This is a genomic window from Ruegeria sp. HKCCA4812 (assembly GCF_013034245.1).
In the GTDB taxonomy this organism is placed as follows: domain Bacteria; phylum Pseudomonadota; class Alphaproteobacteria; order Rhodobacterales; family Rhodobacteraceae; genus Ruegeria.
This window is the reverse complement of the sequence record NZ_WQFQ01000001.1, coordinates 1,406,568-1,429,794: the sequence shown is the minus strand read 5'-3', so window position 1 is coordinate 1,429,794 and position 23,227 is coordinate 1,406,568. Positions and strand designations below refer to the sequence as shown.

14 protein-coding genes are annotated in these 23,227 nt (G+C 54.3%); 12 read left to right on the top strand and 2 right to left on the bottom strand.

Translation table 11 applies throughout. The annotated features are described in order from the left end of the window. The first annotated feature begins 94 nt into the window (after nucleotides 1-94). The 10 genes from GOW04_RS07040 (at nucleotide 95) to GOW04_RS07000 (ending at nucleotide 10,148) form a co-directional block, all read left to right on the top strand. A complete protein-coding gene (locus tag GOW04_RS07040; protein WP_171206605.1) occupies nucleotides 95-946 on the top strand; it encodes a helix-turn-helix domain-containing protein in 852 nt (283 codons plus the stop codon). Next, nucleotides 943-1,479, top strand: a complete 537-nt coding sequence (locus tag GOW04_RS21880; RefSeq protein WP_254430067.1) for a hypothetical protein — start codon at nucleotides 943-945, stop codon at nucleotides 1,477-1,479. The genes GOW04_RS07040 and GOW04_RS21880 overlap by 4 nt, the downstream gene beginning before the upstream one ends. After that, complete coding sequence (locus GOW04_RS07035; protein WP_254430092.1) at nucleotides 1,466-3,661, top strand: DotA/TraY family protein; 2,196 nt, start codon at nucleotides 1,466-1,468, stop codon at nucleotides 3,659-3,661. The genes GOW04_RS21880 and GOW04_RS07035 overlap by 14 nt, the downstream gene beginning before the upstream one ends. Beyond that, nucleotides 3,658-4,026, top strand: a complete 369-nt coding sequence (locus GOW04_RS07030) for a hypothetical protein (protein WP_171206603.1) — start codon at nucleotides 3,658-3,660, stop codon at nucleotides 4,024-4,026. Before GOW04_RS07035 ends, GOW04_RS07030 begins: the two co-directional genes overlap by 4 nt. Then, on the top strand, nucleotides 4,023-4,337 hold the full coding sequence (locus GOW04_RS07025) for a hypothetical protein (protein ID WP_171231957.1): 315 nt from the start codon (nucleotides 4,023-4,025) through the stop codon (nucleotides 4,335-4,337). The genes GOW04_RS07030 and GOW04_RS07025 overlap by 4 nt, the downstream gene beginning before the upstream one ends. Nucleotides 4,338-4,639: 302 nt before the next feature. Further along, nucleotides 4,640-5,941 (top strand): hypothetical protein, encoded by a 1,302-nt coding sequence (locus GOW04_RS07020; RefSeq protein ID WP_171231956.1) that lies wholly within the window; start codon nucleotides 4,640-4,642, stop codon nucleotides 5,939-5,941. A gap of 195 nt (nucleotides 5,942-6,136) precedes the next feature. Then, complete coding sequence (gene dcm / locus GOW04_RS07015; protein WP_171231955.1) at nucleotides 6,137-7,357, top strand: DNA (cytosine-5-)-methyltransferase; 1,221 nt, start codon at nucleotides 6,137-6,139, stop codon at nucleotides 7,355-7,357. Nucleotides 7,358-7,388: 31 nt separating this feature from the next. Then, nucleotides 7,389-7,805 (top strand): very short patch repair endonuclease, encoded by a 417-nt coding sequence (locus tag GOW04_RS07010; protein WP_371814362.1) that lies wholly within the window; start codon nucleotides 7,389-7,391, stop codon nucleotides 7,803-7,805. Between the two features lie 31 nt (nucleotides 7,806-7,836). Next, a complete protein-coding gene (locus GOW04_RS07005; protein ID WP_171231953.1) occupies nucleotides 7,837-8,826 on the top strand; it encodes a hypothetical protein in 990 nt (329 codons plus the stop codon). Further along, complete coding sequence (locus GOW04_RS07000) at nucleotides 8,823-10,148, top strand: MvaI/BcnI family restriction endonuclease (protein WP_171231952.1); 1,326 nt, start codon at nucleotides 8,823-8,825, stop codon at nucleotides 10,146-10,148. The genes GOW04_RS07005 and GOW04_RS07000 overlap by 4 nt, the downstream gene beginning before the upstream one ends. A 35-nt stretch (nucleotides 10,149-10,183) precedes the next feature. On the opposite strand, the gene GOW04_RS06995 is transcribed toward GOW04_RS07000, so the two are convergent. Both GOW04_RS06995 and GOW04_RS06990 read right to left on the bottom strand, forming a co-directional pair. Next, nucleotides 10,184-10,918, bottom strand: coding sequence for a hypothetical protein (locus tag GOW04_RS06995; RefSeq protein WP_171206596.1), 735 nt, complete (start codon nucleotides 10,916-10,918; stop codon nucleotides 10,184-10,186). 476 nt (nucleotides 10,919-11,394) lie between these two features. Further along, nucleotides 11,395-12,021 (bottom strand): hypothetical protein, encoded by a 627-nt coding sequence (locus GOW04_RS06990; RefSeq protein ID WP_171231951.1) that lies wholly within the window; start codon nucleotides 12,019-12,021, stop codon nucleotides 11,395-11,397. A 159-nt stretch (nucleotides 12,022-12,180) separates the two neighbouring features. Here GOW04_RS06990 and GOW04_RS06985 point away from each other — a divergent pair. Both GOW04_RS06985 and GOW04_RS06980 read left to right on the top strand, forming a co-directional pair. Then, a protein-coding gene (locus GOW04_RS06985) for an IS5 family transposase (protein WP_171231950.1) occupies nucleotides 12,181-12,967 on the top strand; the annotation gives its coding sequence in 2 pieces (ribosomal slippage) (nucleotides 12,181-12,524 and nucleotides 12,523-12,967; 789 coding nt in all). Nucleotides 12,968-13,454: 487 nt separating this feature from the next. Continuing rightward, nucleotides 13,455-23,219: a hypothetical protein gene (locus GOW04_RS06980; protein WP_171231949.1), complete on the top strand. Its 9,765-nt coding sequence runs from the start codon at nucleotides 13,455-13,457 to the stop codon at nucleotides 23,217-23,219. Nucleotides 23,220-23,227 lie beyond the last annotated feature (8 nt).

Below are 23,227 nucleotides of genomic sequence, written 5' to 3'. Positions count from 1 at the left end.
TTCAACGGTTTTACTGTAAACGGACCCCGTTTGTTCACGACGAGAAATCAACGACTTACAAGGAAACGGTAAACGGTTTCCGGGCGGATGCAACATGAAAAGGCTCCGTCCATTCAAAGATGTTCAGCTCCAGTGGTTACGGTTGTTGTTGCTCGATTCAGAGCTCAGTCCGCGCGCATTCCAGTTTGCGACTTATTTGGCGGTTTGGCGCTGCAACAAGGAAGCAGGACCGAACGAAGGGAAGGCTTGGCCGTCTCATTCGCAGGTATGCGAAGACCTTGGCCTAAAAAGCGAAAAGACCATCCAGCGCTTGATTAAAGAACTCGACGGCAAGTGGTTCGATATTAAGCGCGGGAATGGTCTCAGGCATTCGACAGAATACGTCCCTACCAAAGCAACGCATCTCGCAGCTCAAGAACTACGCGAACAAGAAGAGGAAAAAAAGCCGGACAATATTGTCCGCCTTCCAACCGCCAAAGGCGGACATTCTTGTCCGAAAACCCGGACAAATCTGACCTCAGAGCCCGGACAGAAATGTCCGCCAAAAAAAGAGCAAGAAAAAACAAAAGAAAAAGGCGCTTGCGCGCCGGATTTGCCTGATCAGGGGCAATCCGGCCCGCCGCGACAGTGCCCGGTACGCACGCTCGTTGTCGTCAGAGCTGACGATGCTGAGAAGACTGTGGCCTGGGATCAGTGGTTGAGCGACAACGGCTTTCCCCCGCTACACGGTTTGTCGATCCACGGTAGTGATGGGAGTGATCACGGCTACCTAATGCCGCGCCGATGGGTGCCCACCAACAATGAAGATCAATCAATGGTCCGAGGATACATCCGGTGGTCGTTAGCGCACCAGTATGGGTGGCCAACGCCTGGTGATCCCGAGAGGCGGCGTGGTCAGCACAATCACAATTCTAGGCCGCAACTGATTCAGGGAGCCGGATTATGAACACCAATCAAATTAAGGGCTGTTCGTTCGCGTTTCCTGAAGGTTTGAAAGTCCCCGCAGCGGCCAAATCTCATCCAGAATTGGTAACGGAGTTGAACTTTGGCGAGGAACTGACAGAAAACAATTGGCTTTCTGAGCTATGGCAAGGAAAGACCGTAGCTGAACTGGGCTGCAGCTTGGGGCTTAGAGCCGCATATCTTGCGCCATGCACGCGTCAGATTTTCTGCACTGATCCAGATGCGAGGCGTTTGAGCCTAGCACGTGAGACGTTTCGGCTAAATCAACGCAGAAATGTGGTGGTGGTCGATGAAATCGCCAATGAAATCTCGACTGATGTGCTGTTCATTGACACCCGTCGCTATAGCGACGGATCCCTGCCAGAATTCACAGCACAAGCGCCACTCTTGATCGTTGCCGGGCCACTTCCTCGAAGCACTGCATCGAGAGTGTTGGAAGCAGGCTACGAACACCTCCCCCAATACCATCGAGCAGCGGTGTTTGAAGCACCACGGAGGCACCATGGAGTTCAGTGATCTCTTCAATCTTTCAGATAACGATTATGCGGTGGATCTTCTGACGCGTGTTTTTGGTGGCGTGGTGGAATTTGTGTCCGGTGAAGGTGGGTCTTTGACAGATGTAACGCTGCTCACAGACTTGATTTCGATCTTCAATACGGCGTGCCTTTTGCTTGCTCTGATCGTCGGCAGCTATACGACTTACGTGCTTGTCTTCGACACCGCCGCCGATGGCAAAACCTTCGGCAACCAGTCGGACACAAAGTACACTATCGTTCGCATTCTTGTGGGGGCAATCGCGTTCGTTCCCATCCAAGGCGGGCTGACAGTGGCGCAGCTCGCTCTGATCTGGCTGAGCGTTCAAGGATCGGCCCTGGGCGACGTGGCGTGGCGTACTGTTGCTGATGGTGCGCTGCGGGACGAGCCTGTCCTCGCTGCAAGTGCGCCGCTTTCGGAAACCGACTACCTGATCAACCAGCAGTTCGCGAATACGCTTTATGCGCTTGCCCACGGCGAACTTTGCCAACGCCAAATGGATCGTCTTGCGATCCTTGCACAAAGGCCAGCAGGGACGACTCAGCGCGTTGTAGATGCTGGCAGTTATGGCGTTGCGCGGACAGGTTTTCTGGGCATAAACTCGACTGAATACACGCACTTGGAACGTCAGATCTATTACTCAGATGAGGGCGGGTCTTATGGCCGCGCCGACAATCTCTGCGCCAGCGTTTCGCACCAGGTCGAGTACATTGCAACTGCCGATGGCGAAAGCAGTGCCGACTTCGCAACGCGAGTTGGTTCAGGTGTTCTGCTCAATCGATACCAAGCAGCTGACGGTGCCATCACCGGTAATCTGCTGCCTGTGGCATCCCAGATCGCAGATTTGACTTTCGCCGGAGAGCGCGACCGAGACGCCATCCAAACCTTGATGGATGACGCAGTTTCGAACGCTTTTGCCAACTACATGGCCGGCATCACATCTGGAGGCTTGTCGAACACCGAGTACGAGGCGCTTCACGCCGATCTGCTAGATGAAGTGGACACTCTCGGCTGGCCGTTCGCGTTGAGCTGGCATCGCGGCATTACCATGGCTGCTTACACATCCACTGGAACCGCAGCCGAGCTTCAGATTTACACCAATTTCGACAATGGCATTAACGACTACTTTGGCGGGCTGTTGTCGCGAATGACAGGCTCCGTCGATGCCGCCATGTTCCAGAAGGTTAACGATGACTTCGGATACCTTGAGCAATTCGAAGGCTTCGTGACCGAGCTGGGCACCTATGAACCCGGTGCGACTGCGACAGTGATTGACGCTGGGAATAGCGAAACCAGCGGGTGGTTCTATCGTCTGTACCAAGTTTTACTTGAAGTCTTCACAGTCACAGATGGCGGCGACACCGCGACCTACCTTGATCCGATGGCGGACGTGATCACGGTAGGCAAACAGATCTCGGCCGTGGGCGGCACTATGATTGCCGCCGGTGCTGTTGCGGATGGTGTTTCGATGTTTGGGGGGCTTGCAAAGGGTCTCGGATATGTCGCCGAGTATCTGCTTTACCCAGTCGGGTGGGCGCTGCTGATCTTCGGTTTCGTCTTGATCGCGATCATTCCGGCGATACCGCTCGTGTATTTCTTCGCCGCCGTTCTGTCCTGGCTGCTGACGGTCATTGAAATTCTGTTCGCAGCACCTCTGGCAGTTCTCGCATATTTTGCGCCCGCCCGAGACGGAACATTGATTGGCCCGGCGGCAGGCATTTTGACCTCGATCCTTGGAGCGGCTCTGAGACCACTGTTCATTATCCTGGGTTTCATTGCCAGCCTGATCATCATGCGGATCGGGATGGATTTCCTGTTCCTGCTGTTCTCGGGCTTCCTGGGTTTCATGACGGCGGGTGGGTCCTGGTTCACTGTGATCATTCTGGTGGGCCTGGTCTGTATGTACGTTCTGGTAACGCTCTACCTGGTCATTGTGGCGTCCAGCCTGATTACAGAGCTCGGTGATCGTGTGCTTTCCCTCGCCGGGATGCTCACAGAAAGAGCCAACACCATGAACCTTGAATCCAACGTGGTTGGTACTGCCGCACCCACACGGATCATCAGTAATCAAGCAGCTGCCGTGGGCCGCGTGACCAAGGCCGGAGGCGGCCAAGGTGCGCAGCGCCTCCTCAAAGGTCCAAAATCGAAAGGAAACCGACAATGATAAGGACGGTCATTATTATGTTGGCATTGTTGGCTCTGGCCGGATGCAAAGCTGACAGCCCAACTGCTGCAGATATTGAGCAAGGCTATTTGAACGGGATCGAGGCCGACAAAGCTGCCGCACTGGCTCAGTATGGGTCAATCGAAGACATGCCTACTGGCTTGCAGCTCTCGTTGAAGATGCGGGCCAGGAACGTGGAGCTGACTTCATGCGAGGAGCATCCAACCAATATTGGTTATTTGTGCATCTACAATTTCGACCTGCTCCGCGATGATGGCTTTGTGGTGCAGGCAGGCATCAAGGATATTCGCGGGCATGTCTTCAAAGGTGATGCCGGTTGGCTTGTCGAGGAGGTCGCGCAATGACCACGTTTCTCGATAACCTGCTGTTCGATATGGCAACCACGTTCTTTCGCCCGTTCACCACAATGAAGAGGGGATGGCTCGAGCGGCTTGGTCGGCGGTATCTCGGTGCAGCTTGGGCGCTCGTCCTGTCTTTGCTGACTTGGGGTTTTCTGCTGAGCTATGCCGTAGATGGTATTCTAGGCAGCAACGTTGGTATCGAATTCTATCTTGCTTCAACCGTCATCATCCTTTGGTCCATCACAACCAGCTATGTGGCGCTGTTGGTCCTGGCGATGTTCGTTATTTCGACGTTCCGTAGGCCCGCAAGCTGACGTTGAGGATGTTGGACTGGTTTGATGCCCTCAATACACGCCCTCAAGACAACGGCAAATTTCATTGGTCAACCATGGCAAAACTCATCTGGATATCGCCCACCATGAGGCAGGAGGAAGAAGGGTTTTGCGCCGCCTTGTGGGCGGCTGGCAAAGATCGGAACGATCTGCGCAGGCGGAGCCGGAGTGGGTTCGAAGGGATACCCTCGACCGCTCTTTTTGAAGACGCCACAGGCGGGATGAAAAAAGGGTAAGCGGGTTACTCTTTTTTGAAAAAGAGTAACCGAAACGGAGCGATCATTATGGGGAAGTCGGGTGCGGCAAGAGTAAAGTCCGGTGATCTGGCATATGCGACCGCGATGCAAAGCCACGAAGAACGTCTGGATTATGCGGGAGCTAAACGGCGAGTGCGAGACGTGCCGCCGCTAATCTATTCTCCGTATGCCGCACTTGAGGCACCCGATCCGGACCGGGAAACTCGAGCAAACCGGTCTCGGAAAGATCGTCTCCTTTGCATTGATCGTTTCATTCGCCCGAGGCCAGCTGATACCAACTTCACCATTTGGGATGCGCTCCAATCCCACATAGCAGGAGCGCGCAAGAGCAAGGCCGCCAAGAAAGAGTTTCTTCACGCGTTTCTTCAATACCCAACTGACCTGGAGTTGGACGCAAAGTGGGAGCGAATAATGCTTCGACAAGCGGTGGAATTCATCAACCTGACCTACGGTGGGAATGCAGTGTTCCACGCGCGCCTTGATCGTGATGAAGTTGGTCGGCATGGCGTCGATGTCTTTTTCGCGCCACGCTATGAAAAACACACGAAAGCGGGTGTCACACAATGGGTCAGCTTGTCAAAGTTCAGCAAGGAGAATGCCCGGAGACGGTACCAAAAGCGAGAAAAACGCAAACGAGATAGCAAAACAGGCGATATGGTTACCGTGTTGGACAAGTCTGGCAAACCAGTGATGATCTGGAACGACAGCGGTAAGTTTCAAGGGCGCGCTTTGCAGGACGCCTGGCACGAACATCTTCAGGACAGCGCCCACATCAAGTGGGCTGAGCGAGGCAAAAGAAAGCGAGGCAATGACCCTGACTGCCTCTCGCCCGAGGAATACGCGGCACAGCAGGAAGCACAAAAACTCCGAGCTGAGGTTGATCGCCAACTTGATGATGAGAAATTAGACCAGTTCGGAGACACCACTCTTCAGAAAACAGCATCTAAGCTAATCGAGAAGGCAGGCGAACGTGCATCAAACGAGGCGATCTTGGCGTCTAAGCACATCGAAGAGGTTGCGCGGAGAGATGCCGAGGCGATGATGGATCGCGTTTTTGAAGGCGCGAAGGCGGATGCCGATGCCATAACCCACGCCTTGCTTTCCGATGACGCACGAAAAATTGTCGAGTTAAAAAAAGAGAATGAGAGTTTGAGGGCAGAGGTCATTCGGCAGAGCCAGATAATTCAATTGATTTCGAGAGTTCTGAGGTCTGTTTTGCCGCCTAAGTTTCGAAATTTAGTAAAAAGTGCTTATGAGGCTGGCCGATTGGAGCAGAAAAGGGTTAGTTCAGAAGTGCCTTTGTTTTCCGAAGACGGACCACCCATCTAGTCTGGGGATTCCAAAGGTGGATCAGGCCGCAGCTCCTTCGATCGCCCATTCATTCCCTGGCCGTGTCCAACAGGGAGAAGTTTAGCTGTAGATTGTTGCTAAGAGATCCGTCAATCTGGTCAAATATACTGCTTTTGTTCTTGAGCTAGGGGGATTTTAACCACATAGTGTCAAAAAAATACCCAGAGGTGACACGTGCAGGACTTTTCTCAGCTATTGACGAAGGCTGGCTACAGTGTAGCTGAAGCAGCCAAGCGACTTGGGTATTCTGAAGGACATATCTATCGATGGAAGCGCGGTGAAGAAACCCCGCGAGACAGCGTGATCCGTCTTCTTGAGCTTGAAATCGAAAACCGACAGGTGAACCACGAGGGATCATTTGCTTTTATCGACCTGTTCGCTGGAATCGGCGGTCTTCGGAAGGCTATGGAGAGTGCAGGCGGCCGTTGCGTGTTTACCTCAGAATGGGATCGTTTCGCACAACAAACCTATCTGGCAAACTTTCCGGACAACCGGCCCGTTGTTGGAGACATTCAGGAAGTCAACGCAGAAGACATACCAGAGCACGACGTACTAGTTGCCGGGTTTCCCTGCCAACCGTTCTCTATCGCAGGTGTTTCCAAAAAGAATGCGCTAGGAAGAGCGCATGGTTTCGCAGATGAGACCCAAGGAACGTTGTTCTTCGATGTACTGCGGATACTGATGCATCACCGGCCGGCGGCTTTCATGCTGGAGAACGTGAAAAATCTAAAGAGCCATGACAAAGGCAGGACTTTCGATGTCATCAAAAGGAAGCTGACTGAAGAGCTTGGCTACACGCTCGATACTCGGATCATTGACGCTGGCCACTACGTTCCGCAGCACCGTGAACGAATTGTCATGGTTGGTTTTCGAGAGAAAACAGACTTTTCCTTCGATGATTTGTATTTGCCTGAATATGGGCGTCGACGCATGCGCGATATCTTGCACCCAGAAGATGGCACGGAGTCTGCTGAAGGACATTTTACTATCGGCATCGACGCAAAGGTGAACTCCAAATATACTCTTACTGATAAACTCTGGGCGTATTTGCAGGGATATGCGGCGAAACATAAGGCCAAAGGTAATGGTTTTGGTTTTGGCATGGTTGATGGGGATAGCATCTCGAGAACGCTGTCCGCTCGCTACTATAAAGACGGTTCAGAGATCCTCGTAAGTCGTGGAGAAGGTAACAACCCTCGCCGTTTAACGCCACGAGAGTGCGCACGTCTTATGGGATATCCCGAAGATTTCCGTATCCCAGTTTCTGATACTCAAGCATATAAGCAGTTCGGTAACTCGGTGGCAGTTCCAGTGTTTGCGGAGGTGGCAAATCTCATGGCACCTCATGTTTTTGACGTTATGAACCGTTCAGCATCGCTCAAGAAAGTTGGCTGATGTTCACGACAAAGCTACGCGCCGAAGGAACATGGCAGCTATCAAAAGCAGGGACACGAAGCCTGAGTTGGTGATACGAAAGGCGCTACATGCGCGAGGTTTTCGTTACAGGCTGCACTCCTCCTCCTTGCCCGGGAAACCTGATCTAGTCTTCAAGAAGCACAGGGCCGTAATTTTTGTGCATGGCTGTTTTTGGCATGGACACAACTGCCCTTTGTTTCGCTGGCCCGCTACTCGTCAAGAGTTCTGGCGGGCCAAGATTACTGGAAATCAAGAGCGTGACCGGCGTGTGGAGGCTGAGATACTGAACTTGGGCTGGAGGGTAGGTGTTGTGTGGGAGTGCGCGTTGAAAGGGCGCGAACACCTTCCCTTAATAAGGGTAATTGACTCCTTGTCGTTTTGGTTGTCCTCTGACGAAAAAACGACAGTAATTCCTAATGAATATTGATCGAAAACAACTAATTAACCTGTTGCTTCGCATGGACACGGATCTTCGTCTCCGAAGCTTGCTGTTTGAGCTGCATTTTGAAGAGTTTATCTGTCCTGCGATGATAGCGAGAAAGCCTTCCGCAGGCTTTACAACTGGCTGGATCACCGGCGAGCGCGACGGAAAACCAGTTGCTTTGAAAGATGTCAGAAATGGTCTGAATTCGGTTGATCAGAATTTTATTGAGCACGTCAGTAGCAAAGGTTGGAAAACAGGACTCTTTGAGTTTGATGGACGATCCTTTCGGGCAATGCATAACTCCGAGAATTGGCTGCAGGCTGGTTGCGAACGCGCGAATGTGAAGTTCAAAGACTATTGCTCCAAATCCGAAAGCAAAGTCGAAAATCGTGTGATGAAGTATCTTCACGTGATTGATGAGGCAGTGCTTGCCGGTGGCTTTGCCAGCCGAGCTGCGATGAACTGCTTGATGAAGGCTGAAATTGTTTCAAACATTCGCGATTTGGACGCAGTGTTCTACAGCGAAGACAATGGGTTAAGCATAGTGGAGTTTAAGCGGAAGTATCCTATGCGCAATTTCCGCCCTTGGCGGAGTGGCAAGGACTTAGAACCATTTCCGTTGGATGCTCTGAGCGATCCTGAGCCCTTCGCTAAGCCACGAAGCCGTCCCGGGCAACACTTTGGACTCGATACGAAGTCTCATGGGAAGACAGTTGTTGATGCTTTTGCTGCAGGTATTCGCTACCTGTACTTGGTTTTGGAATCGCGGATGACTTCACCAGACGAGTTCTTTGGAACCGATCTGCAAGCTCTCTATAGAAAGCCTTTACTCTTTGCCGAGGTCACGCCGGCTTCATTTCGAGGTATCGCAGAAACGAAGGGCGTTCACCGTGGTAGAGATGCGCCTCGACGAGCACAAAGCGGATCATTCAACTCTGGAAGACGATTACAGTTGACTGTTGATAGAGCCGATTTTCGGCTCTTCGATATTTTATCTCCTCAAAATGAAGTCGAATCCCTATGACGTGCCCACTGAGTAGTTTCATAGAATTGCTGAGTAGTTTCGGCGCGGTAAGATTTTACGCTAAACCGCTTGCTGCAAATGACAATTCAAAGAACCAAGTGTATCTCGGAGGAGGCTTTGGTGCCCTGAACATTATTCCTCATGGGAGCATCAAAGATGATGTAACTCATGTGGCAGGGTCCGTGCGTGATCGTGCAAAAGCACCAGTGAACTTTTTTTGGGTAACTTCTGGAAAACCAGAGTCGGCTCCAGATGCTCAGTTGATACTTTATCCTAAGTATCCAGAGGTTCGGATGTCCGGTTTCTTGCGCGGAACAAAAAACGGTCCCAACTCACTCATGACTAGTCGAGCAGAGGGCCGAGTGCTGATCTTGGGAATCTGCGACGACGGAAGAGTGTTAGGCGATGTCTTTGGTCGGGATCACCCTGCTGCAATTAGGCTAAGTGAGCTCGCGGGGGTACTCTCGACCAGTGGCGTATTCCTAGAACTGACACAACTAAGGTCTGGCGTGCAGGACACCCGAGCTGCCTTGTTGGCGGCTCTGAAGAACATTTATGATGAAGAGTGGATCGCATCGTGCAAAATTGGAAAATCCGGACAACCAGAACCTTATAGCGCCAGAAATGGCGGCGGTTACACGCTTGAAGCCAAATTGGGTATTTCTCCAAATGGTTACGCTGAACCAGATTTTTTGGGTTGGGAGCTCAAGCAATACGGTGTGAGAGATTTCGAGAGGTACATAGCTAAATCTCCCGTCACGCTGATGACGCCTGAGCCAACAGGAGGCTTCTACCGTGATGCCGGTGTCGAAGCATTCCTGCGGCGTTTTGGTTATCCCGACAAAAGCGGAAAAAAGGGGCGGATAAACTTCGGTGGGGTGTATACCAACACCAAGGAACATCACCCGGATACCGGTTTGGCGCTGAGACTTGAGGGGTTTGATGCCGCGAAAGGAAAAATTGAAGACTTAGACGGCTGTATCGTGCTCGTTGATAAATACGGAGAACCAGGCGCAACTTGGTCATTCAGGGACATCATGGCCCACTGGAACCGCAAGCATGCCAAAGCTGCGTATGTGCCATCAATTATGAAATCACCACCACCGTTCTATAAGTATGGTGGTGTGGTTCAGCTTTGCGAGGAAACAGATGTTCTTTTGTTGCTGAAAGCCATTGCGGCGGGCAGTGCCTACTACGACCCGGGCATCAAAATGGAGAAGGCTGACAGTAAAAAACCGCTGTTAAAGCGAAGAAGCCAATTTCGGATCAAACACTCAGACTTAAGCACTTTGTATCGCAATTTCGAAGAGGTCGCCTTGTGAATTCTTTGAGAGAGTATCAACGGATTCCCGTTTTCCTACCCGCACGTGGCGTCGATCTCATTTTTCACGACATTAATCCCTGCGATCTTTTCAGCCTTCGACCGGACGTGCATTTTCGTGATGGCCGCAGCGAATATTGCAGCCTCCTGCTCCGCGACATCCTTAATTGGCTGGGTTTCCCAGTAATGCACCGCGCTGTCGACACCGGCCTTTGCAGCCCCTGTCAGAAACTGACCTACTGGACCAAAGTATTTGCCCAAGATGCCAAGCATGAGGTCCGCAGCTTGATCTGAAAGGATGTTGTCCGGTGGATTGCCTGTGGCGATAGACGCGGCGACCTCGACCTTAAGGCCATTGCTGGAATCGATGACTTGCTGGAAGACTTTGAGCTGTGCTTCGCTATAAGCGTCCTTCACCTCCTTTGGCAGTGAATTCGTGCTGAGGTTGCTGACTGCCTCAAGGAATAGCCATTTGCCGATGGTAAGCGCGATCCGTTTCTGCTGGTCAGCGTCAGCTGCCGCGTAAGCGGCCTCGGCCGCCGCGCGGTGTTGCTCAAAGAGCGCGATAGTGTTCTGGATGCGCTGTTCCACATCCGCGTCATAGTTGGCGAATTCGGCATCGAGCATTTCGACGAGCGGTCCGTCGCGGTACTTCCATGCAGCATCGCAATCAGCGAACACGCCATGTCCAGTTATCACCACTTGAGCAAAAGCCGACCCCGCTCCGAACAGGAGGGCAGCGGCCGTAACAGCTGTCGCAAACTTTTTCATAACTCCTTCCTTTCTATGTGTCTTTGTGAATTTAGCTGAATTCATCGGGCTAATGGGAGCGGTCGAAGACCCCCGCCGCATCCAGAACGTTCGCCGTTCCCGCGACGGTCCACGCTGTATGGCAGCTTTGAGCAAGCCGTCCGCATGCGAGATACCGAGATCAACATCTTCAAGTTGTAGCTGCTCATTCGCGCCAAGGTGGCCGGTTTGCGCGACGACGGGCACGACGAGGGCTGATCCAAGATACGCCCGACGCGTCTGTTCGCCTTTTTCAATCGACTCTGTCAGTATGGAAACGGTTTTAGCTGTCTTAGACCTCAACGATCATGCCCCCAAGAAATGAAATATCTAGCTCTTTAAAAAGTGGGATGACTTCAACTTACTCAATACTTTGGTTCTGATTAGTTCGGCGCAACACTCTCAACAGAATAGCAAAAACGGGCTGACAGATTATTGTATCGGCGCATCAATCCCAATTAGTTATTCAGAAACATCAGGTCGTTTACATAGGCCCACGGGTGTAGAGTAATTGGCGATTTCGTTAAACCTGCTGCAGTCGCCACTTCCGACATCAATGACACGCAGTCATTCAGAAGAAGTTGGTACTCGCCAGCTTTCTCAAATTTCTGGGCAATTTCTTCAATAGCTTGGTGCTGGGCGGGATTTATCCAGACAAGTAGCGCCGAATCCGGTCTCTCATCCAATGGTCTTAAATCAATCCCTCCAGGCATTTTACCAAGACTGAATTTTTCGTCCTTGTCGGGATAAAGACCAAAAACACCGTCCGTAACGAATGACTCCGTGTCCTCTCGAAATGTCAAAAGAGCTACATAGGCGTGCCCGATAGATAAATCGGTGATACTTGTATCACGCGCGAAAAACACTGCCATTCGCCAAGCTTGGGGTGACAAGTCTTCTCTACGATCAACCGTTTCCTTACTCTCGACCTGGGACAGGTCGATCACTGGTATGTCCTCGGCCCAAATCAAGGAAGCCGAAAAAATAGCCCAAGAATATGTTAAAAGGCCTAGAACAAGGCGCATCATTTTTTGAGTCCGCCTGACCCGATTGAAAACCATGTTTTCATAAAAAAACCGCAGCATAGTTTCACCCCACACCTACGACGATAGGTCCAGAACACCTTTCAAATCAAGAAATTTGGACATTTGTAGTTCCAGCTATTTGCTTCTTCTTTGAGCTAGGTCGTGTTGACAAAAGGGATTCACATCAGGCTTTGAGCATGATTCAAGCTGACATCTGCGATGGAGACCAGCTTGGCACGAGATTTGATGTCGGACGAGGAGTGGGCGTTCTTTGAACAGTTCATTCTTTCCGTTCGCGCCCCGAATGGGCGAAAACCTACTAACCACCGCCTTGTCCTTGACGGCGTTTTCTGGATAGCACGTACCGGCGCACCGTGGCGGGACCTTCCTGAAGAGTTCGGGAAATGGTCGAGTGTCTATCGGCAATTCCGGCGTTGGACACTTGTTGGCCTCTGGGAACAGATCCTAGAGGCGCTGATCGAGAGCAGGATCGTTCCAGATGCCCTGCAAATGGTCGACAGCACCGTGGTTCGCGCCCATCATCAGGCAGCGGGCGCTAAAGGGGACTCCGCGACAGGGTTTTGGCCGCTCAAAGGGTGGCTTCACGACCAAGATCCATCTCCGGGTGAATGCGGCCGGTCTGCCGATGAGAACTGACATCACACCTGGCCAGACGTCCGATTATCTTGGCTTCGATCTCATCATGGACGACAATCTGCCGGAACCCTTAGTACTGCTGGCCGACAAGGGGTACGACGCCGACAGCATTCGCGACCAAATGCGCAGCCGATATATCCAACCTGTGATCCCAATGCGGAAGTCGCGAAAGAAGCGTGTCGGTGTTGATCGCCCACTGTATCGACTACGGAACCTAGTTGTGAGATGCTTCAACAAGCTGAAGAATGCCCGCCGTGTCGCGACACGTTACGACAAAACTGCTGAAAGCTTCCTCGGCTTCGTCGACATCACGTCAATCCGCATTTGGCTCCGCCATTTGTCAACATGACCTAGGATCAGGGCTCATAGCCAATAAATGACGAACGCTGTGAGTGCGATTGCTGATGGGAAGACCGTTGGCCTCCCGGACTTTTGGAGATTTAGTTTTTTGATTGCTCCTCAAGTTGCCATGCGATTTCTGTATACTTGAGAACGACTTTTGATTGATTGCAGTCCATTCACAAGATGCGTCAAATGTATCTTTTGAGGTTACGAAAAAGCGCCCTAGGGAAGCTGATATTAGGAAGAAATACTATAAAAATCATCCCAGCTCACCGCCAAAAACAAACAAAATTGACAGCTGCGGCAGTTGGCAACTACTCTCAAGCTATTTCCAGCATCAATTTTTGAGGTAGGCATTGTCTATTGGTGGGAGCGATGATTCGATTTCGGTAGTTGGCAAATTAGCAGATGCCAAACTAACGCGGCGAGGGTTTATTAGCGCTGCCATATCCGTTCCAATCGCGGCTCAAGCTGAATTCTTATTCAACCTTGCCGTGCTCGAGCCGGAGCACGTAGATCTCGATATTTCCGACACCGGAGGATTACTCAAGGTTGCGATTCAGAGCGGGCTGTCGCGGGATCGTCGCGCGTTCTGGTCTCGATTGGGTGTAACCGCAGTACGGCGATCGCGCGCCGTGCTCGACAAAAACGGCAATGAAGCGCTCGACGAGGAGCAGGTAAGTGGGTCGACCTGGAGTATCGAGACGGATCGATTTGGGCCCCACACGAAAGTCCGGTTTCGCAATCAGATCATAAAGAGTGGTCGCCGACGCTATACTGTAACGTTGCATGACGTGTCGTATGGGCGGGTCTCCGGACGAACGGTCCATTTCATCTTTGACGAGCATCTGGAATTGGATGCCGAAGGACGTAGGCTCTTCGAAGACATGGAGCAGCATCCGGAATTGGTGGGAGAGGTCATTGCGGCGCGGTTAAAGAAGCTTACCGTTGATGACGTGCCAATGCGAAGGGTCTACACGATCCGCGTGGAAACGGACATCTGGTCGTTGCGAAGCGCGCCCACCTCAAAGCGCTGGTTCGAGTTGGAACCGGCGGAAGGGTATGACGCCACCGCAAAGGTGGGAGAGTTCCTGCGGCTCGACCGCTGGATCGATCGAGCCCCTACGCGCGGAACCGAAGAGGAATCGCCGCTTGGTTTCGACCTGCTCGTCGATGCAGGCCGGATCACATCTACCCTCAAGCTCGTCTTCAACGGACAGGTCGGTTACGAAGACAGGGACGCAAGCCGCAATGTTTTGTTGTCTTTCGACCAGTTCGGAACATGGCGTGTCGCCCGAGACGGCGTTTTTCTCAACGCTCTGGCGCCGGAACTTCAGCTTTCGAATTTCCTTATGCGGTGGCAGCCGGTTGGCGGTGAAACCCTTGCGGACATTCCTGAGCAACCGGAAAACCCGGCCGAAGATGATGGACCCGATGCGCAAGAACGTGCGGGTCCTTCAGCCGCGATGGAGGCATTCGAACTTGTAGGCTGGTCCAACGTCGCGCCGGGCGATGCGCCGTTGGCCTTCAAGGGAAGGGGGGAAGCGCCCGGCCTGACACTTTACATCGATCCCGATGCCCGCCGCACCAGTAAGGTGCGGTTTCGCATCTTGGAACCCACACAAATAGAGGCGGGTAAGATCAAACCTGGTCAACTACGCGCCGAAGCTTCGCTTCTTACCGATTGGGCACTGGTTCAGGTTACGGGTTCGGCAAAAGCCGCCGCCGGGCCCTTCAACAAGCTTCGTGGGCGATTGATGGAACGGGTGGATGCACCCGCTCGCATGAACGATTTCGACTACGCCGAACGCGTCGGCAATATCGGCTTTAGCGCCGACTTCACCGGCCATGCCAGCAAACACTGGCGGGTCGAATGCGCCATCGGTCCGATCGGATTTCGTGGGCCAGCACCTGAAGATGACGCTGTTAACGGGGATGCTGAAGTTGCCGCAGATGATCCGTTTCGCCAACGCCACGGCGACCAGGTTCAAGCGACCTTTTCTTGGGGCCGACGCGAGAATGGTCCGTTCATCCCGCGGCGGCGTCCACGGACCGACTGGATCGAAATCAATGGCGTGTTGCGCGAAGCTGCCGTCACGCTTCCGGACGCCGACTTCAACCGGCTAACCTTTGCGCCCACCTCGCTTACACTGTTTTACTCGCCGGGCGAGTTGCCGCCGCCGCAAACCAGCTATATCCGCCTTGCAGCGCCCTCAGACGCTGCGGAGATCGCGCAATTCGATCTATCCGACGCTGCGCTTATCGCGGCGAAATCGGATAACCTTCTTGGGTTGACCTTCCGCTTTGGGGACCTCGCCCTTTCGATGCAACGCGATCGCACAGAACTGGTGCGCCGCAATGCCTCCTGCCGGATCACGACTGACCGTGAACTTGATGGCAGCCATGACGTGCGTGACAGTCGCCCGGTTCTGGTTGTCGAGTTTCCCGGACAGCATTTGTTCGAGGAGGCATTTTTCCGCCCCAATCTTCAGGAACTGCCCGACGTGATCTTCGAGGCACCGTCAGGGAGCGACGAAAAGCACGCGATCATGACAGTCGCGCGAAACGGGACGACGGAGGGGGTCAAATTCACTACAGAACGGGTCTTTCTGACAGCGGAAGAGCAGGGCAATGGATGGGTGCTTGATCCCAATGACCGGCAACAGGTCGTCGATCTTCTGGGCATCTTCAAACTGGATGACCCGCGCGAGAAATTTCGGACTGCGTTGAATTCAGCAAAAATCGCGGCCGAGGAATCCACCGCTTTGGCGAAGGACAAGGGAAAACCGGCCGGAGGAAAAATGACCCCGCGCCCTTTCGCAGCTCTGACCGCAAGCTTCGCCGCCGGATTGGCAAACTTGCCGGGTGCACCAGCGGATCAGCATGTCTACATCGGACCCTACGCGCTTGACCCTGACGTGATGCGCGTTGCGCAGAAAGCCTGGCGTCAATCCTTCCGGGATCAGCTCGAGGATCAGGCAAATCGGCTCCTCGAAGGGGTGCGGGACGCGGCGAAAGCGCTCCATGTAGAAGCCAATGCACTCCAACATGCGGCACTGACGCATGAGATGCGACGTATAAAGCAAGCGCATCAGACTTTCGAAGGCGCACTTGCGCTAGAGCAGCGCCTCGAAACGTTGTACCCGAGCTACCAACTGTTCCGCACCGTTTATCGCGACATGGTTCTGGATCGTACCCTGAAAGGCGCGAGCCAGAATATTGCAGATCTGGCGCCGCAGCGGATTGAAATCGTAAGCGTCGATGCGCTAGGTATTACGGACGGCCAAAACGATTTCCCGCGCTGGATGAGCCAGATTGGACTGACCGTTGAGTCGCTCCAAGAAGATCGCGATGCCGCAAGGACGAGGTTTATTGAAGCGCTCAAGGGCAAAGAACCCGTCGATATACCCGCCCGTGGCCGCATCTCGAACCCCTCGCGTTTAGCGTTCCGCGTTCGGTGCCGGGATGGAATCTCGGTCGCACGCAACAGGGTCGAAACGCTCGATGTCCCAACAGACGCGTTGGCCGAGGAGGTAAGGGAACGGCTAGACTTCACCCTAGACGGTCTGACGCGGTTTTCCGACTTTGAGCTCTCGGTCGTTCGCCGTGCCCAGGCCGTGTATCGCCCAAGCGAAGCGGGACGGATAGACCTTGCTTCCCGCCGCCGCCTCGACCTGTCGCAGGGCGCGCGTTTAGACCTTCTTGAGTTCAGCTCAGGTCCGTTCGTTACCTCTGGCACGCGCTTGGGAGAAGTCGCCAGATCTCTGAAAGACCCTCCGCACTTGCGAGAAACGGCCATCGAAATCCCCGCGCGATTGACGTTGTCGCCAGATCAGAACGCCGTGGTTATCACGCGGACCGGCAAAATCCCCGATGGTATATATTGCTCCGTTAAAGACGATAGCAAGGTGAACAAAAACTCGGGGTGCCGCCCGTTTTCGACCTTCGGTCACCAACCATACGTGCCGCTATGGTCGGCGGATTTCCTGGTGGACGAAGTGGACCCAAATCTACGTGCCGTGCACTCACCCGACTTGCGCCCCGACGTGTTTGCGGCGCGGGTCCAGCGCAAGAACTTCCAATCCGATGCAAACGCTGGCCAAGTCTATCCTGCGAGCGCCGAGGGGGGACGCTTTCCTGGTGCAAGCGCACCGCCGCGTGGGCCCGTCGCCCCGTGGCATCTTGGAGCGCATGAGACCCAGACCCGTGCCCTCGGTACGCAGAACCTAGAAAACCCGCTGCCCACGCAGCCTGCGATTTCTAGGCTCTATGCCTACCTATCGGGGGAAAAAGCACGCCTCGCCGCCATCAAAGCGCGCGATATGAAGTTTCGCGGTGCCATTGATGCTTATGCGCGCCACGAACTGGTCCTTCTCAGTTCTGTATGGGGCCTTCCCGTTTTGGGGCGTCGCAAGCCCAACGGCCAGCTTGTCGCCGATGCGGGGCAATCCGAACCCGAACAGCGCTATCGCCTTGCCGACGTGGAACACGGCAGCGCGCTTTACGAGCCACGCACGCTTCAGACCATCGAACTGTCGCTGACGCCCATTGGCGGCACTCTCCGCCACGCCAGCAGTTTCGAGCCTTTTGCCGCTGCCTTTGACAGTCATGGCGAGGCCTTATTCGACGCCGCGTCGGTCGAGAGTTGGCAGCAATGGACAAACCTCGGGCGAGACGTGCATTGCGAGATCGTCTACAAAGGGTTCCTTTGGCCCATCGGTCAACGTGCCTCGCTGGTGCAGGTCACTGAACGCGAGTTCTTTATCGACATCACCGGTGCGATCCGTGCCGCCCTGCGTCAGCGGCTCTTTATCCGTGTCGGGAAAGCCGAGAAACTGTTCCCGGCATTGAAGCAACCCGCCCAGGGCCGCCGTTTCCCGGTCGAAAGGCTGAAAAACCTGACGACCCAAACACCCGATATCGTCGATCCGTCGGACGATCCTATCCGAGATACCAACGGTGCGATTACCCTGCCGGGCGGGCGTATTCAGATGGCGCAAGGCGCAAAGGGGCTCGTCTTCTGGCCGAGGACAGCGAAGCTACCCGACGCCAATATCCGTTTCGAACTCGACCTCGACGGTACTTTGACAGACATGCCGCTGATCTTCGTCGACAACGTTGCGGCCAACGACCGCCAGACATTGGAGCTGCTGGCAGCCTACTACAATGATTTACCAACACCCGACCCGCTGTCGGCAAGCGATAACCAAAAGGACTTCGACCCGATCACTCATGTCCGTACGCTTGATATGGGTGGAGGCAAAAGGCGCTATGCTGCGGAAAAAGAGGCGGGGAGTGCGAGCGCCGAAACACAGCTTTGGACACTTTGTGCAACCGGCTTGTCAGGGACCGTGTCGCAGCCCGAAGATACAGTGACTGCCCGTGTCTGGTCCCGGCAGGAAACGATCTTCCGAAGCGACCCGGTTCTGCAAGGCGCTGATCAACCGCCATTCTACCCCGCACTCGAATGCTGCCGAATCCGCGTCCGCCAGGCTGAGCGCTTGATCGGAAGGCCGCTGTCGGGTGCGCGTGCCGGGCAGGTTAAGGACAACCGGTTCCTGCGCGCCATGCCGGATGCGCATTTCGTCGAATTCGGTCTTCCGGCCTCCACCAACGCAAACGGGCCGGTTCAGTATGCTGTCGAAGGCAATGTTGCTGAAACCTATCTCGCCTTAGTTGACCAGCTCAAGCTGACTATGGGCGACAAGGGTGACAACGCGGGTGGTATCTATCGCCCCTCTGGACATGTGGTCGGGTTGTCGCGCAGCCGGGGTGTTCTGACATGGTCAGATCGGCTTGATCCGACCATTCCTCTCGCCTGCGACCGGCTGTTGTCCGTCGCAAAGGCGTTTGATATCGGCGAAAAACTGGTGCCAGCAACGCCCGAGAACGGGCAGGCACCAAAGGCCGAGAATTTGCCGTCGCTCTGCACCAAGGCGACGCCGGTGCTTATCGATCCGAATATCGAGCAGACGATCAAGGACGCCCAGAAACTCTACAGCGACATTGTCGATGGCAACGCCAAGATCCTTGGCCTCGTCAGCATAAAGCAACTTTTTGAGTTCATCGAGAAACTTGACCCACCATCAAGCGGCATGCCCGAGCTCGCCGAGAACGCCAAATACGGTGCAAAGGAAGTGCAATCAGCCATCGGACAGGTTGACGATGCGGTTGGCGATGCGGTTTCGGCCTTGGATGAGACGGTCGATCTGGTTCGCACAACGGTGATCGTTCCGCTTGCCGAGGCGGTACACGACATTCGCGAAGGCTGGAATAAACTGGACCGCGACATCGCGAGTTTCGCCGGCAAAGTGCCTGCAAAGTTTCTGGGCGATATTTCGTTCGCAAAGATTTTTCCGGACCTCCATTGCACGCTTGTCGCCTTTGACGCCGCGCTCGCCCGCGCTATCGGCGCCGCCGACGCCATCGCATTCACGCTCGCGGTCAGCGAGGTTTTCGCAGCCGGCCGCCGCTTCCTTGATGCACTGTTCCGGGCCGCGTCCGACCCCGGCCATCGCATCGAAGCGGGGCTGCGCGGCGGGATCGAAGGCATCCTTGAACTCATCAATGTTTTGCAGGAACGTCGCGCCGAACTGGTTCTGGAACTGGCAAGCAGCTTTTTGGACGACAAAGACGTCATAGCGCCATTCGCCAAGATTGCGCTTTACGTCTCAGGTCAAACTGACACACTTCCCCCAGAGGTCGAAGGTTTCGCACAAAAGCTTGTAACAACTTTGATTCCGGAAACCGGTGGCCCCGAGTTCCTTGCGATCATCGCGGTGCCGCCAAAACCCGCAGGTGTGGATCAAGACCTGTGGAACGATCTTTATCCGACTGCGGACAAAGCACGCGACGTTTTGCGACTGATGATAATCTTGCTCATCAAGGATCGTGGGCAATCCTCTCTTGAAGACTTGCTAGATCAGACTAGGGCGGATTTCATCCGAACGCTCGACGACAGGTTGCGGAATGCACTGGAGAGTGTCAGGGGCTGGCTCGGCGATGATCTGACGATGGCACAGCAGATCCGGTCACTGGCAATTGAACGGGTCAACAGTACGGCGTTCCAAAGCGCGATTGCGGCACTACCCGAACCGGCCCAAGGGCAAGCAAAGACTGCATTGGACGAGTATCGCAATCTTCTCGCCGGATTCGAGGGCGATAACGAGGCTGAGGTGCGAAACGCTCTGAAGCGTTGGATAAAAACAGGCTTCAGCGACGAGTGGAACCTCTTCAAAAACACCGAACGCTATGTGCGTCAGGCCGTCGCCGGCATTGAGGCAGGCGACTTTGACAGGACTTTCGACGCCCTCGTCAGGCTTGCTGAACTGCACTTCGGACCGATGACCGGCTTCGAGCGGCTCTGCAAGGAAACGCTGGAACCATTCAAGGAAGTGGTCGCGGCGATTTATCCCGGAGAGGACGGCATACACGCGCAATTATCAACCCAGATTGATATCTATCAGGCGCGGGTCAGCGCTCTTCTCGTCGAAGTCAAGAACGCAAATGACGAGATCGCTAGCGTCCAAACGCAATTGAATCCCGGCGGTCCGATCCATACCAAAGTTGCCGATCTTGGATCGGAAGCCGCACAGAATACGCTGGCATCGGCACGGGAAACCGTTGCCGGACATGCAGGTAATGTCGATGCGGCATTCAATGATCTCAACAGCATAGCTCAATCCCTGGCAGCGATCGTCGCGGATGTCAAAGCCGACGCCGCACGAACCGCTCGGTTTGCCGGCCAATTCGACAAACTTGCGAATTTTGATTGCAAACCGGAGAATATCGGCGAGCTCGCCGGTCTGGATGATCTTCACCGCGATTTCCGCTTGATGATCGATGAACGACGCACGCTCATGATGCGCTTGATAGAACGCGCCAACGACATCTTCGCAGCTGTTGAAAGCCTGGTGAACAACCCGACGGTCCAAACCGCGTCTGTTGTCGGTGCGGCGGCTGCCGTCGCGGAGGACTCGGCAAATGCCTACCTGTCGGTCATCAATCTCGCCGATTTCGGCAGCGACATTGAGAATGCGGCGAATACGCATATCCAAAGCCTGAAGGCTCTGCAAACCAGGCTTACAGAACAAGCCAACGCTTACACCGGTCAGGTCGTCACGCTTCTTCTGACGTATACAGACGAACTCGCGCGGTTGCTGGAAAGTGCAAGGGCCATGCTGCGGCGGGGTGCCGATCAGGCAAGGCCCGCGCTCATTGTGCAACTCGAAGCCCTTTTGGGTGCTGACATCAATGGCGCTGTCACCGAGATTCTTGGATTGCTCGACGAATACATTGAGTGGCTCGGCGCCGTACGCATAGCCCTCGAACAAGTGCAGACCGCCGATGACAAGGGCAAGGCACTGGCGGAAGTGAAGATCGAACCGGTTGGAAGACCAACAACCGACCTTCTCAAGTTTTTTCAATCACCCACGGAACAGGGCCTTGCGAATATCAATGTCCTGAACGCAATCGAAGATCGCCTGACAGAGGCATTGGACGACCTCGCCGACCATGGCGCTGCCTTGTTTACGAAGGTCAGCAGCGATGTCGTGACGCTCGCGAACGACGCCATCACGACCATCCTGACCACCGAAATCCCTATTCCGTTTCCAGAACTTGCGCCTATCGGCGGCAAATTCACTGGCGAGCAAGGGCGAAACAGCCTTGTTGGAATTTATCAGCAGCTTCTGGAGTTCCGAAACAGAATTGCAGAGGACGAGACACTGACTGCACTGGGCGCCGACAACATACTGTTCGTGCCGCCTGACGGCCGATTGCTGCGCGATGATCCACCGAAATTCGAACCTTACCAGCCAGGTGGGGATAAAGAACTTGATGGCGGCAATGATCGGTTAGCGGGCGACGTCGCTTGGCTGACGTTTCTTGGGACGGAAGGTGCGCCGAGGCTCACCATCAACAAAGAGGACCCGGTTTATACCTTCCTTCAGGCATTTCTCAAGGAGTGGAAAGTCCTACGCCCAACGCCGGTGGAAATCGCAAGCAATATCGAGAACATCGTCGCCGAGTTCCTCAAAGGCGATCTTTTTGCGGCCATCGATTTCAATGATCTGCGCGGTCAGGTCGAAGATTACATACTCAGCCTTGTGCCCACGCAAATTGACATGAGCTATGGCTACGGCGTCGAGCTTGGGGACAAGGTCCGACAGGCGACCGCTGGGATATTCGCGCCGGGTTCCGGCTCGAAACTGACCATCGAGGCAGGCATTAAAATCGATCTCGGATTTGACAAGGCATCCGTTCACGCCCGCACCGTTGGCCGGCTCGACGCCTTTGATGTCAAGCTCGTCGGCGACGCTTTCGACGCGCTGACGTTGAAGTTTAATGGTGCCACGTTCACAGCTGAAACCGGTAAAAAGATGAATTTCGATATCTCGTATTCCGATTACGAGATCGGACCGATGTTGGAGTTCGTTCAGCAATTCCAGAGCTTCCTCAGCCCGAAAGGCAATTCGGGTTTCTTCCTCGAGCCACAGTTCTCGCCGCTTGGGGTCGAGGCAGGCTACATCCTCAACCTCGGTGATTTCTCTGTCGGCGCGATGGCGATTTCCAATGTCGGGCTTGCGACCTCGGCGATTCTTCCATTTGAAGACAAGGACGCGCGGTTTAAAGCATCGCTTTCAACCCGCATGAGCCCCTTCACCATCACCTACACGCCTTACGGTGGATCCGGATTTTTCGCGATCGAGGCCAATGCCAATGGTATCCTGGGATTTGAGGCATCCTTCGAGTTCGGCGGCTCGGCGGTCTTTGCATTTGGACCGTTGACCGGACAGGGGCGATTGATGGCCGGGTTCTACATCCGCCAGTCGATTGCCGACAACGGTCAGAAACTCACCGAGCTCAGCGCCACTTTCTTTGTTGGCGGTACCGCGCAGATTTGGATCTTTTCCTTCGCAGCGGCGCTTTCGGTGCGGCTGGGCATGGTGAACGGCAACATGAGCGGAGAGGCGATTTTTTCGTTCTCCTTCTCGATGGGGCTGGCCGATTTCGAATACTCAGTGGTGATGTTCAAACGCGAGGCCAAAGGCTTCAATGGCCAGCAAGGGGCAAGCCTGCGCAACATGCCTTTTGGACGCGCCGGTATCCGCGTCGCTGATCTAAACTTCAACACAGGCACGCTTCAGAAACTCAGCAATCAGGTGCCGCGTGTCGACACCCGCACCGCGTGCCAGGCTCGCGACTGGCGGGGTTATGCCAAATACTTCACCGACGAACCGGCAGGGAACCTGTTCTAATGCGATCT

Coding starts and splice junctions, on each gene's coding strand:
- GOW04_RS07040 (WP_171206605.1), top strand. CDS start 95: ATGAAAAGGCTCCGTCCATTCAAAGATGTTCAGCTCCAGTGGTTACGG.
- GOW04_RS21880 (WP_254430067.1), top strand. CDS start 943: ATGAACACCAATCAAATTAAGGGCTGTTCGTTCGCGTTTCCTGAAGGT.
- GOW04_RS07035 (WP_254430092.1), top strand. CDS start 1,466: ATGGAGTTCAGTGATCTCTTCAATCTTTCAGATAACGATTATGCGGTG.
- GOW04_RS07030 (WP_171206603.1), top strand. CDS start 3,658: ATGATAAGGACGGTCATTATTATGTTGGCATTGTTGGCTCTGGCCGGA.
- GOW04_RS07025 (WP_171231957.1), top strand. CDS start 4,023: ATGACCACGTTTCTCGATAACCTGCTGTTCGATATGGCAACCACGTTC.
- GOW04_RS07020 (WP_171231956.1), top strand. CDS start 4,640: ATGGGGAAGTCGGGTGCGGCAAGAGTAAAGTCCGGTGATCTGGCATAT.
- GOW04_RS07010 (WP_371814362.1), top strand. CDS start 7,389: ATGGCAGCTATCAAAAGCAGGGACACGAAGCCTGAGTTGGTGATACGA.
- GOW04_RS07005 (WP_171231953.1), top strand. CDS start 7,837: ATGGACACGGATCTTCGTCTCCGAAGCTTGCTGTTTGAGCTGCATTTT.
- GOW04_RS07000 (WP_171231952.1), top strand. CDS start 8,823: ATGACGTGCCCACTGAGTAGTTTCATAGAATTGCTGAGTAGTTTCGGC.
- GOW04_RS06995 (WP_171206596.1), bottom strand. CDS start 10,918: ATGAAAAAGTTTGCGACAGCTGTTACGGCCGCTGCCCTCCTGTTCGGA.
- GOW04_RS06990 (WP_171231951.1), bottom strand. CDS start 12,021: ATGCTGCGGTTTTTTTATGAAAACATGGTTTTCAATCGGGTCAGGCGG.